The following is a 12,326-nucleotide window of genomic DNA, read 5'->3' on the forward strand; positions in this document are numbered from 1 at the left end:
TGCAGCACCGGGCCGAACACTTCGCGCTTCAGTTCGTCGAGGCTGTCGATCTCGATGAGCGTGGGCGGCACGAACGTGCCCTGCGCGTTGCCTTCGGGCATCGCCATTTGCACGACCTTGCGGCCCTTTTCGCGCATCGCGGCGACGTGCGCATCAATGCCGCGCTTCGCTTCAATGTCGATCACCGGGCCGACGTCGGTCGAGAGGCGGTCGGGGTTGCCCACCGCGAGCTCCTGCATCGCGCCCGTGAGCATTTCGAGCGTGCGGTCGGCCACGTCGTCCTGCAGGCACAGCACGCGCAGCGCCGAACAGCGCTGGCCGGCCGAGTCGAACGCGCTCTGCAGCACGTCCGCCACGACCTGCTCCGCGAGCGCCGACGAATCGACGATCATCGCGTTCTGGCCGCCCGTTTCGGCGATCAGCGGGATCGGGCGGCCTTCGGAGTCGAGGCGCTCCGAGAGCGTCTTGTTGATGATGCGCGCGACTTCGGTCGAGCCCGTGAACATCACGGCGCGCGTGCGGTGATCGGCGACGAGCGCCGCGCCCACCGTTTCGCCGTTGCCCGGCAGCAGTTGCACCGCGCCCGCCGGCACGCCCGCTTCGCGCAGGATGCGCACGGCCTGTGCGGCGATCAGCGGCGTCTGCTCCGCGGGCTTCGCGAGCACGGTGTTGCCGGCCGCGAGCGCCGCGGCCACCTGGCCCATGAAGATCGCGAGCGGGAAATTCCACGGGCTGATGCACACCACAGGGCCGAGCGGCCGATGCGTGTCGTTCGAGAATTCTTCGCGGATCTGCGTCGAGTAGTAGCGCAGGAAGTCGATGGCTTCGCGGATTTCCGACACCGCGTTCGGCAGCGACTTGCCCGCTTCGCGCACGATCAGGCCCATGAGCGTATGCATCTGCGCTTCGAGCAGGTCGGCGGCACGTGCGAGGCAATCGGCGCGCGCTTCGACGGGCGTCGCCTGCCAGATCGGCGCGGCGGCCACCGCGTGCGCGAGCGCGGCGCTCACGTGCTCGCTCGTCGCTTCCACGACGGTGCCCACGAGATCGCGATGATCGGCCGGGTTGCGCACATCGCGCGCGGTGCCGGTCGTGGCATCGGCGAGATCGCTATCGGCGAGCATCGGCACGGCGCGCCACGGATGATGCGCGCTAGCCAGCAGCGCCGACGAGAGCGACGCGAGGCGATGCTCGTTCGAGAGATCAAGGCCCATCGAATTGAGGCGCTCGCGGCCGAAAAGCTCGCGCGGCAGCGGGATCTTCGTATGCGGCGCGCCCGGCGGCACGACCTTCGCGGCTTCGTCGATGGGGTTCGCGACCAGCTCGCTCACCGGCACGGTCTCATCGGCGATGCGGTTCACGAACGAGGTGTTCGCGCCGTTTTCGAGCAGACGCCGCACGAGGTACGCGAGCAGCGTTTCATGCGTGCCGACCGGCGCGTAGACGCGGCACGGACGGTTGAGCTTGCCCTGCGAGAGCCGGCCCGTGACTTCTTCGTACAGCGGCTCGCCCATGCCGTGCAGGCACTGGAATTCGTACTGGCCGGGATAGTAGTTCTGGCCCGCGAGGTGATAGATCGCCGAGAGCGTGTACGCGTTGTGCGTGGCGAACTGCGGATACACCGCGTCCGGCGCGCCGAGCAGCTTCTTCGCGCAGGCGAGGTAGGAGACATCGGTGTAGATCTTGCGCGTGTACACCGGATAGCCTTCGAGGCCGTCCACCTGGGCGCGCTTGATTTCCGTGTCCCAGTACGCGCCCTTCACGAGGCGCACCATGATGCGGTGCCGGCTGCGGCGCGCGAGATCGACGATGTAGTCGATCACGAACGGGCAGCGCTTCTGGTAGGCCTGCACCACGAAGCCGATGCCGTTCCAGCCCGCGAGCTCCGGGTCGAAGCACAGCGCTTCGAGCAGGTCGAGCGAGAGTTCGAGACGGTCGGCTTCTTCGGCGTCGATATTGAGGCCGATATCGTAGCGGCGCGCGAGCACGGCGAGCGCGCGCACGCGCGGCAGCAGCTCGTTCATCGTGCGTTCCTGCTGCGCGCGCGAGTAGCGCGCATGCAGCGCGGAGAGCTTGATCGAGATGCCCGGACCTTCGTAGATGCCGCGGCCGCCCGCGGCCTTGCCGATCGCGTGGATGGCCTGCTCGTAAGACGCGTAGTAGCGCTGGGCGTCGGCTTCGGTCGTCGCCGCTTCGCCGAGCATGTCGTACGAGTAGCGGAAACCGCGCGCTTCGAACTTGCGGCTGTTGGCAAGCGCTTCGGAGATGTTCTCGCCCGTGACGAACTGCTCGCCCATCAGGCGCATCGCCATGTCCACGCCCTTGCGGATCAGCGGCTCGCCACCCTTGCCGATCATGCGCGTGAGCGCCGACGAGAGGCCGGTTTCGCTGTTCGTCGTCACGAGCTTGCCGGTGATCATGAGGCCCCAGGTCGCGGCGTTCACGAACAGCGACGGCGCGTGGCCGACGTGCGATTTCCAGTCGCCCTTGCTGATCTTGTCGCGAATCAGCGCGTCGCGCGTGGCGCGGTCGGGAATGCGCAAGAGCGCCTCGGCGAGGCACATCAGCGCGACGCCCTCCTGGCTCGACAGCGAAAACTCGTGGATCAGGCCTTCGACGCCGCCGCCCGAGCGCTTCGCGCGCAGCGTTTCGACGAGCTTCGTGGCGAGCTTCGTGACGTCGCCGGTGAGGTTGGCGGGCAGGCGCGCCTCGCCGATCAGGAACGGCACGCACTCCGGCTCGGGGCGGCGGTATGCGGCCGTGATGGCTGCGCGCAGCACCGACTGCGGTTGCACGTTCTGCGCGAATTCGAGGAACGGGTGCGACGCGGCGTCGTCGTCGCCTTCACCGGTGGCACCTTCGGAGAGATCGGTCGCACCCACGTGGCCGTTGAGTTCGGGGGGCAGCTGTCCGTGCTCGATTTTCTCGAGGTAGGCGAAGATGGCCTGCTTGATGAGCCAGTGCGGCGTGCGCTCGAGGCGCGTGGCAGCGTCCTTGAGCCGGGAGCGGAGCAGATCGTCGACTTTGACGCCAAGTGTGGTGCTAGCCATGTTTCCTTCGTATGCCGGCTGAGCCGCACCGGCGGTGACTAAAAAGTTGGCGAATCGTACCTGTCCAATTAAAAAGGTGCAACCCTTCAGGCAGCATGGTTGCACCAGACGAGAACCCTTGTACAGCCGGGGTTTGCGGCCGACGCCCGTCTGCCGGGCCGCACGGGTTGCGCTCGGTATTTTCCCTGGCCCGCAACGCTCTGGAGAACCCTAATCGATTCCTCAGCCGTGCCGTTATACAAACAAAACGGGGGTTGTCGATTCAAAGAGAGAGCGAAGGGACCAGAAAATGGAAAAAGTGCTGGTGATTGCAGGAATCTGGACCATGTGCGCGCTTTGCGCCGTGCTGTTCATCCGCGGCGCGACCGCGCACGACGAACGCCGCGTGAGCCTCAAGCGTGCGGCGCGCGCCGATGCCGCCGATGTGGCCGGCCAGTAAGGGAGAGTTCCGCGGGGAACGACGGGGGAGCGACGGAGAAACGACGACGGCCTTCGACTGGCCTGCCCGCGGCCCGGCTAGATGTCGAGCGGGTCGACCTCGAGATTCCAGCGCAGCACGCCGCGCAACGCCCGCAGCGCGGGTTGCCACGCGCGCAGGGTTGCCTGCAGCGCGGCGCGCGACTGGCTCTCCACGAGCAATTGCGCGCGATGCACGTTCATGACTTTCACGATGGTGAGCGGCACCGCGTCGTAGACGGTCACCCGCTGGGCGACCGGCAGGGCCGCGAGCGCGTCGGCGGCCTGCGCAAGGAACGCCAGCGCGGCCTCCAGCGTGCGCCCTTCGGCGCGCAGCAGCGCCTGATAGACGAATGGCGGCAGATGCGCGTCGCGCCGCTCGGCTAGCTGCGCATTCGCAAATCCCACATAGTCCTGGCGCGCAAGCGCGTGATAGAGCGCATGGCGCGGGTAGCGTGTCTGCACGAGCACCTCGCCGGGCAGCCCGGCGCGTCCCGCCCGGCCGCTCACCTGCATCAGTTGCGCGAAAAGGCGCTCGCTCGCGCGGAAATCGTGCGAGAAGAGCGCATTGTCGGCATTGAGCACGCCGACCAGCGATACGCGCTGGAAGTCATGCCCCTTCGCGATCATCTGCGTGCCCACGAGGATATCGACGTCGCCGGCATGCACGTCGGAGAAGAGCGCCTGCGCGCTGCCCTTGCGGCGCGTGCTGTCGGCGTCGATGCGCAGCACGCGCGCGCCCGGCACCGCGCTCGCGAGCGCCTCCTCGATGCGCTGCGTGCCGCGTCCCATCGGCGCGATATCGACGTTGCCGCACTCGGGGCACGAATGCGGGATGCGCGACTCCCAGCCGCAGTGGTGGCAACGCAGCGCACGCTCGGGCTTGTGGAGCACGACGTAGGCGCTGCAGCGCGGGCAGCCGGCCACCCACCCGCAGGCGTCGCACGAGAGCACGGGCGCATAGCCACGCCGGTTCAGGAACACGAGGCTCTGCTCGCCGCGCTCGAGGCGCGCCTTCATCGCCGCGACGAGGGGGCCTGACAGCCCTTCGAACGACGCGCGACCGCGCCGCCGCTCCTCTTCGAGATCGACGAGCCTGACGGTGGGCAGCGCGGCGTCGGCAATTGCGCGGCGCGAGAGCGTGAGGCGCGTGTAGCGGCCCTGCTCGGCCTGCCACCAGCTTTCGAGCGACGGCGTGGCCGAGCCCAGCACGACCGGCACGCCTAGCTGCTTCGCGCGCCATACCGCGAGATCGCGCGCCGAGTAGCGCAGCCCCTCCTGCTGCTTGTAGGCCGGATCGTGCTCCTCGTCGACGACGAGCATCGCGAGGCGCGGCAACGAGGCAAGCACGGCGAGCCGCGTGCCGAGGACGATGCGCGCGCGGCCCGTGTGCGCCGCGAGCCAGTGGCGAGCGCGCTCGCCTTCCGCAAGGCCGCTATGGAGCGTGACGATGGCCTCGTCGTCGAGCGCGGTCGCGAAGCGCGTGCGAAAAGCCGCCTCGAACTGCGGCGTGAGATTGATTTCGGGGACCAGCACGAGCGCCTGGGCGTCCGGCTCGCGCGCAAGCAGGGCCGCGAGCGCGCGCAGATAGACCTCCGTCTTGCCGCTGCCGGTCACGCCGTGCAGCAGGAAGGGCGCGAAGCCGTGCGCCGCGCCGATCGCCTCGACGGCCCCGGCTTGTTCGTCGCTCAGGCGCGGCACCTCGACCGCCACCTGGGCCTCGCGTGGGTCGCGAGTCTCGCTTTCCGCAGTGTTTGCCGCGTTGCTGCCCGTCGCGCGGCCCGTCGCACCGAACTCGATGCATTCGTGCTCCGCCCAGCCGGCCTCGCACCAGGCTTCGAGCGTTGCAATCGCCTTCGGATGCAGCGCGCGCGCCTGCGCCGCGTCGAGCTCGCCCGCATCGGCCAGTGCCTGTGCGAGGCGGCGCAGCGCCTGGGCGCGTGCAGGCAACGCGTCGGGCAACGCGGCTCGCCCTGCCGGCAGCAGACGATAGCGTTCCTCCGGCGCGAGCAGCCGCGCCCAGCGCGACGGGTCGCGCAACGCCTGCGGGAGCGCCGGCAGCGCGACTTCGCCGAGGCCTCGCTGGTAGTAGTCGGCGGCAAAGCCAGCCAGTGCGAGCCATTGCGCCGAAAGCGGCGGACAGGCTGCGCAGATGGCGCTCACGTCGCGCAGCTTGCCTGCAGGCACGTCGCTGTGAGCGTTCACTTCGCAGATCAGGCCAACCACGTCGCGGCGCCCGAATGGCACGCGCACGAGCATGCCGGGCTCGGGCGCGCAGGTGTCCAACGTATAGCGATAGTCGTAGAGCGCGTCCAACGGATGGTCCAGCGCCACCCGCACGTACCTTCCCGTCATGCCCGGCTCCCAGGGAAGTTCCGTGCGCTGGCGCACAGACATCCAAACCTAAAGTAAAACTTGAGATTCCGCGCTAAGTTTTGGATTCCGCAGAACAATCGCGCCCCCGATGCTGCGCCTGTGGATAACTTTGTTGAGAACTCACCGAGCGCCGCACCAGGCCGCCCGCGCAAGGTCGTTATGTGGGATACCGCACAGAGCGCCGTGGAGCGCCGAAGTCCTTGTCTGTCAAGGGTCTGATTGATTCCGCGTAAGCTCGCACAGGGCTCTGCGGCAATCTTTCCCTCTTGCGCGCCGCAACGAGACGAGTGTGCATAAGTCAAGTCTTGACAGGGCCACGATGGCGTCTGGATGGCCTCGGGAGCCCGCCCGTACCCTGACAGCCGGAGCCCACCTCGCTGCGGCGCAACAAAAACGTCACATACCGGCCGCACGAATCGCACGGCTGTGACGATGCACTTCGTCCACGAGCTCAGCCACGCTCTCGGGTGGCGTGAACTGCGAAATGCCGTGGCCGAGGTTGAACACGTGGCCGGGATGTGCGCCAAAGGTGTCCAGCACCGCGCGCGCCTGCTCGCGGATCGCCGCCGGCGACGCGAACAGCACGGTCGGATCGAGGTTGCCCTGCAGCGCCACACGTGCGCCCACGCGCTCGCGCGCTCGGCCAAGATTGACCGTCCAGTCGAGACCGACGGCATCCACGCCCGTATCGGCGATTTCGTCGAGCCACAGGCCGCCGCCCTTCGTGAACGTGATCACCGGCACGCGCTCGCCGTCGTGCTCGCGCTTGAGCGCCGCCACGACCTGCGCGATGTACGCGAGCGAGAAGCGCTGGTACGCGCCGTCCGCGAGTGCGCCGCCCCACGTGTCGAAGATCATCACGGCCTGCGCACCGGCTTCGATCTGCGCGTTCAGGTAGGCGGCCACGGCCTGAGCGTTGACTTCGAGAATGCGCTGCATCAAATCCGGCCGCGCGTACATCATCGACTTCACCGTGCGGAAGTCGTCCGAGCCGCCGCCTTCAACCATGTAGCAGGCAAGCGTCCACGGGCTGCCCGAAAAACCGATGAGCGGTACACGCTGGCGCCCTTCGGCGTTGGTCAGCGCGCGGCGGATCTCGCGCACGGCGTCGGTCACGTAGCCCAGCGTCGCGCCGATATCCGGCACCGCGAGGCGCGCCACGTCTTCTTCCGTGCGCACGGGATGCGCGAACTTCGGCCCTTCGCCCGCCTGGAACGAGAGGCCGAGTCCCATCGCATCGGGAATCGTCAGGATGTCGGAAAACAGGATCGCGGCGTCGAGCGGGTAACGCTCGAGAGGCTGCAGCGTGACCTCGGTCGCGTAGTCGGGATTCTTCGCGAGGCCGAGGAAACTGCCCGCGCGGCTGCGCGTAGCGTTGTACTCCGGCAAATATCGACCAGCCTGGCGCATCAGCCAGATCGGCGTGTACTCGGTCGGCTGGCGCAGCAACGCGCGCAGGAAAGTGTCGTTCAGGAGGGTATGGGCCACGTGCGGGATGCGCGAAGTCGCGCCAAGGTTCGGAAGCAAGCGTCCATTTTACCGGAGCACGCGCCGCACCACGCCGCTGATGGGCGTCATCAGATAGACGCGAGCCGGTGACGCACACGCCCTGCCTACCCAGGTAAGTCCGCGCTTAACTGCGGCGCACGCGCGGGCTATCATCAAGCGCCTTTCCGGATCATTACATCAACAGAACCATACAGGAGACACGATGAAAAGAGCCGCCCTCGCCCTCACTGCCGCATTGCTGAGCGCAAGCGCTCTCGCCCAGTCCGCCGGCGCGCCGGCAGGCGCCGCGCCTACGCGGCTCGACGAAATCATCGCGCGCGGCACGCTGCGCGCCTGCACGACCGGCGACTACAAGCCCTATTCGTTCTACAAGCAGGACGGCACGTTCGAAGGCATCGACATCGACATGACGGAGTCGCTCGCGAAGTCGCTTGGCGTGAAGGCCGAGTTCGTGAAGACCTCGTGGCCGAATCTCATGAACGACTTTCTCGCGAAGTGCGACGTGGCGGTGGGCGGCGTCTCCACCACGCTCGAGCGCCAGAAGCGCGCGTTCTTCACCGAGGCCTATCAGGTCGACGGCAAGACGCCGATCGTGCGTTGCGACGACGTGAACAAGTACCAGACCGTAGCCCAGATCGACCAGCCATCGGTGCGTGTGATCGTGAATCCGGGCGGCACGAACGAACGCTTCGCGAAGCAGTTCTTTCCTCATGCGAATCTCATCACGTACCCGGACAACGTGACGATCTTCAAGCAGATTCTCGCGGGCAAAGCGGACGTGATGGTGACGGATGCTTCGGAGACCTTGCTGCAGCAAAAGCTCAACCCTGGCCTGTGCTCGGTGCATCCCGACAAACCGTTCCAGTACGGCGAGAAAGCGTGGATGGTGCCGCGAGGCGACGTGGTGTTCCAGCAGTACGTCGACCAGTGGTTACATCTTGCGCGCGCGAGTGGCGAGTATCAGGCAATCTCGGACAAGTGGCTGAAGTGAACCACTGAAGCAGCGCGATGAAGTGGCGCGCCTCTCATCGCCCTCCTCGTTGTGGCCCTTCGAATTGCTACGATGAGTTGCAGAGGCCGTCCCCGACGAGAGGCGCGCAAACCTTGCATTTCGCGCACAGCGCCCACGGCCACGCGTTGCGCATATAGGCAGCAATTACGCCCGCACGCGCGATGTCACGCGCATAAGGCCCCGTGTGACAGGCCTTCCCTCATGCTAGACGAATCTACGTTTGCAACGCTTCATTCTGGCTGCATCGCGGCCTTTGAAAAGCATAGGTAAAAATGACATGCGCGAAACGCCAAGCATGGCAAAAGGTCCCGCAAAGCCTTGTCCCGTGGGCGTTACAACCTGAAACACTTTGTTACCGCGAAGCCTGGTTAATTCGCCCACAATGCCTTCAACGGTTTCAACACGGATGTGGCTTGGTACAAGTGTGAGCGGACACAAAACACCAAGCGGTCGGCTCTACGCCGAAGCCCTCTTGAGGGGCATCCTTGCTGGAGCCGTGACCGGCGTCGATGACGTTTCATGACCCGGCTCCTCCTTTGGTCTCCTCGCGCTAACCCCGTAGCGTGTGGTTTTTAGCGGGCTCCAGGCCCGCTTTTTTTTCGCCTGTTTCCTGAGTGATTCGCTGGGCATCGTCCTGCCCGAACTCCCTGCGCCGCCAGACAATCGTTCGGTTTCCCAAGCATTTTCGCGCACCCTGAGAAACCGCCGCGGCGTCCTGATTCGTCCGCCGCGGCCGTCGTGCATCACGCTGTCTTCTGCTCGCTGAGCTTGAGTTCGTCGACCATGCGCGCACGCATCACGAACTTCTGTACCTTGCCCGTCACCGTCATCGGCAGTTCGTCGACGAAGCGGATGTACTTGGGAATCTTGTAGTGCGCAATCTGCCCCTGGCAGAACGCCTGGATGTCTTCGGCCGTTGCCGATTCACCCGGCCGCAGCACGATCCACGCGCACACTTCCTCTCCGTACTTCGTATCAGGCACGCCGAACACCTGCACCGTTTGCACCTTCGGATGGCGAAACAAAAACTCCTCGATCTCGCGCGGGTAGATGTTCTCGCCACCGCGAATGAGCATGTCCTTCAGGCGGCCGACGATGTTGCAATAACCCTCCGCGTCAATCGTCGCGAGATCGCCCGTGTGCATCCAGCCATCGACGATCGCCTCGGCGGTCTTCGCCTCGTCGCCCCAGTAGCCCTGCATCACCGAGTAGCCCTTCGTGCACAGTTCGCCCGTCTCGCCCACTGGCACGATATTGCCGAGCGCGTCGACGATCTTCACTTCGAGATGCGGCTGGATGCGGCCGACCGTTGTCGTGCGCTTGTCGAGCGGATCGGTGGTCGCGCTCTGGAACGACACGGGGCTCGTCTCCGTCATGCCGTACGCGATCGTGATCTCGGCCAGATGCATCTTCGAGACGACGCGCTTCATCGTCTCGATCGGGCACGGCGAACCGGCCATGATGCCCGTGCGCAGCCGCGAAAGATCGAAGCTGGCGAACTCGGGATGATCGAGCTCGGCGATGAACATCGTGGGCACGCCGTGCAGCGCCGTGCAACGCTCTTCCGAAACCGCCTCGAGCGTCGCGCGCGGATCGAAGGCCTCGCCGGGGAACACCATGTTCGCGCCCACCGAAACGCAGGCGAGCACCGCGAGCACCATGCCGAAGCAGTGATAGAGCGGCACCGGAATGCAGAGCGAATCCTCTTCGGTCAGGCGCATGGCCTGGGCGATGAAGCGCCCGTTGTTGACCACGTTGCGATGCGTGAGCGTCGCACCCTTCGGGTTGCCGGTCGTGCCGCTCGTGAACTGGATATTGATCGGATCGTCGGCCGAAAGCGTCGCGCCGATGGCATCGAGCCATGCCGTGCCATCCCGCGCGATGCGCTCGCGGCCCATCTCCACGAGCTCGCTGAAGCAGAGCATGCCGGGCGTGGCCGTATCGCACATGCGCACGACCGCGCGCAGCGCGGGCAGACGCGCGGCCTGTAGCTGGCCGGGCGTGGCGCTCGCCAGCTCCGGCGCCAGCGTCTGCAGCATCTCGAGATACTTCGAAGTCTTGAAGCTTTCGGCGCAGACGATGGCCTTGCAGCCGACCTTGTTCAGCGCGTACTCGAGCTCGGCGAGGCGATAGGCAGGATTGATGTTGACGAGCACCGCGCCGATGCGCGCGGTCGCGAACTGGGTGAGCAGCCACTCGACGCGATTGGGCGACCAGATGCCGACGCGCTCGCCCGCGACGATGCCAAGCTCGGTAAACCCGGCCGCAAGCACATCGACCTCGGCCGCGAACTCGCGCCAGTTCCAGCGAATGCCCTGCTCGCGAAACACCACGGCGGGACGCTCGGGAAACCGGCTCGCGGTTTCCTGCAGGAACGCGCCGATCGTCGCGTCGCTGAGCGGCACGTCGCTCGTGCCTCGTACGTAGGAAAGCCCGTCTTTTGGCGCGATGAGTGCCTCACGTGCACCCGCTGCGGCCTGCGCGCCTGCTGAGTCGATTGCCATGATGATCGTCTCCGACGGGAGCGACGCTCCCGATTGAAATAATTTTGAAAACCATTGTGCCATCGCCCTTCCAGGCAACGGCATCAAGTTTTACCCGCAACACATGCCTCGGGTTCGGGTGGCGCACCGCCTCGCTCGCCGGCCACGAAGGCATGATTTGGCATCACCTTTACGTTAACGTCAAGTATGTCAGAGCGTTTTCGTCGACCATCCGGGTTCACGCCATTTATGCCGCTTTTTTCATCGCGATGCCATCCGGCACTGCGCGCACTTCGTTCGCTCCGGCACGTTTTCACGCGCCCAATGCAAAAAGGGCTCCCCAATTGGGGAGCCCTTTTCGCTTCGGTCGCCGCGCCACGAGGGCGCGTTCCGGAATCAGTGCTGATTCATCTTGCGCAGGCGCTGGATCGCCGCGAGCTGCGCAACCGCGTAGGCCAGTTCGGCCTGAGCGGTGGCGTACTCGAGGTTCGAGCCCGAGTTCTGCAGCGCTTCTTCGGCGCGCTTGCGCGCTTCGGTCGCCTTCGCTTCGTCGAGATCCTTGCCGCGAATCGCCGTATCGGCGAGTACCGTGACGGCGCCCGGCTGCACTTCGAGAATGCCGCCCGCGACGAACACGAATTCTTCTTCGCCGTCTTCCGCCACGATGCGCACCGCACCCGGGCGAATGCGCGTGATGAGCGGCGTGTGGCCCGGCAGAATGCCCAGCTCGCCGGCTTCGCCCGGAAGCGCGATGAACTTCGCCTGGCCGTCGAAGATGCTCTCTTCGGCGCTGACGACGTCTACCTTGATGGTTGCTGCCATATGTGTCGACTCCTGGGGTTAAATGGTTGCGGTGACGGATAAGTCACACGTGACTCATCCGCCCGTTGGCAACTCAACCCTTACTGGATCTTCTTGGCCTTTTCAAAGGCTTCGTCGATCGTGCCGACCATGTAGAACGCCTGCTCCGGCAGGTGATCGCATTCGCCTTCGACGATCATCTTGAAGCCGCGGATTGTTTCCTTCAGCGGCACGTACTTGCCCGGCGAGCCCGTGAAGACTTCCGCGACGTGGAACGGTTGCGAGAGGAAACGCTGGATCTTGCGCGCGCGAGCCACCGTCAGCTTGTCTTCCGGCGACAGTTCGTCCATGCCCAGAATTGCGATGATGTCGCGCAGTTCCTTGTAGCGCTGCAGCGTTTGCTGCACCCGGCGCGTGATCGAGTAGTGCTCTTCGCCGATCACGTTCGGGTCGATCTGGCGCGAGGTCGAGTCGAGCGGATCGACTGCCGGGTAGATACCCAGCGAAGCGATGTCACGCGACAGAACGACGGTTGCGTCAAGGTGGCCGAAGGTCGTAGCCGGCGACGGGTCGGTCAAGTCGTCCGCAGGGACGTACACGGCCTGAACCGACGTAATCGAGCCCTTCTTGGTCGACGTG

Annotated in this window: 7 protein-coding genes and 1 pseudogene; 2 read left to right on the plus strand and 6 right to left on the minus strand. The window is 65.7% G+C overall.

Going from position 1 to position 12,326, the window contains the following annotated elements:
• Positions 1-3,050 (minus strand): trifunctional transcriptional regulator/proline dehydrogenase/L-glutamate gamma-semialdehyde dehydrogenase (gene putA / locus VMJ11_RS05060; RefSeq protein WP_325617570.1); only part of this gene is annotated, 3,050 nt, incomplete at its 3' end.
• 289 nt (positions 3,051-3,339) lie between these two features.
• On the opposite strand from putA, the gene VMJ11_RS05065 reads away from it, so the two are divergent.
• The gene (locus VMJ11_RS05065; RefSeq protein WP_325617572.1) at positions 3,340-3,489 is read left to right on the plus strand and encodes a hypothetical protein; all 150 of its coding nucleotides are present in this window, start codon (positions 3,340-3,342) and stop codon (positions 3,487-3,489) included.
• Between the two features lie 77 nt (positions 3,490-3,566).
• On the opposite strand, the gene VMJ11_RS05070 is transcribed toward VMJ11_RS05065, so the two are convergent.
• Both VMJ11_RS05070 and hemE read right to left on the minus strand, forming a co-directional pair.
• Positions 3,567-5,903, minus strand: coding sequence for a primosomal protein N' (locus VMJ11_RS05070; RefSeq protein WP_414694303.1), 2,337 nt, complete (start codon positions 5,901-5,903; stop codon positions 3,567-3,569).
• Between the two features lie 375 nt (positions 5,904-6,278).
• A complete protein-coding gene (gene hemE / locus VMJ11_RS05075) occupies positions 6,279-7,370 on the minus strand; it encodes a uroporphyrinogen decarboxylase (RefSeq protein WP_325617576.1) in 1,092 nt (363 codons plus the stop codon).
• Positions 7,371-7,593: 223 nt separating this feature from the next.
• Here hemE and VMJ11_RS05080 point away from each other — a divergent pair, with 223 nt between their 5' ends.
• On the plus strand, positions 7,594-8,382 hold the full coding sequence (locus tag VMJ11_RS05080; protein WP_325617578.1) for a transporter substrate-binding domain-containing protein: 789 nt from the start codon (positions 7,594-7,596) through the stop codon (positions 8,380-8,382).
• A gap of 764 nt (positions 8,383-9,146) precedes the next feature.
• Here the strand turns inward: VMJ11_RS05080 and VMJ11_RS05085 are convergent.
• The 3 genes and pseudogenes from VMJ11_RS05085 to VMJ11_RS05095 form a co-directional block, all read right to left on the minus strand.
• A complete protein-coding gene (locus tag VMJ11_RS05085; protein ID WP_325617580.1) occupies positions 9,147-10,907 on the minus strand; it encodes an AMP-binding protein in 1,761 nt (586 codons plus the stop codon).
• Between the two features lie 375 nt (positions 10,908-11,282).
• Complete coding sequence (locus VMJ11_RS05090) at positions 11,283-11,708, minus strand: F0F1 ATP synthase subunit epsilon (protein WP_325617582.1); 426 nt, start codon at positions 11,706-11,708, stop codon at positions 11,283-11,285.
• 80 nt (positions 11,709-11,788) lie between these two features.
• Positions 11,789-12,326: pseudogene (locus tag VMJ11_RS05095) on the minus strand (F0F1 ATP synthase subunit beta); the annotation flags it as partial.

Origin of the sequence: Paraburkholderia sp., assembly GCF_035501035.1 — a bacterium.
Lineage (GTDB): Bacteria > Pseudomonadota > Gammaproteobacteria > Burkholderiales > Burkholderiaceae > Paraburkholderia.

Coding starts and splice junctions, on each gene's coding strand:
- VMJ11_RS05090 (WP_325617582.1), bottom strand. CDS start 11,708: ATGGCAGCAACCATCAAGGTAGACGTCGTCAGCGCCGAAGAGAGCATC.
- VMJ11_RS05080 (WP_325617578.1), top strand. CDS start 7,594: ATGAAAAGAGCCGCCCTCGCCCTCACTGCCGCATTGCTGAGCGCAAGC.
- VMJ11_RS05070 (WP_414694303.1), bottom strand. CDS start 5,903: ATGTCTGTGCGCCAGCGCACGGAACTTCCCTGGGAGCCGGGCATGACG.
- VMJ11_RS05085 (WP_325617580.1), bottom strand. CDS start 10,907: ATGGCAATCGACTCAGCAGGCGCGCAGGCCGCAGCGGGTGCACGTGAG.
- VMJ11_RS05065 (WP_325617572.1), top strand. CDS start 3,340: ATGGAAAAAGTGCTGGTGATTGCAGGAATCTGGACCATGTGCGCGCTT.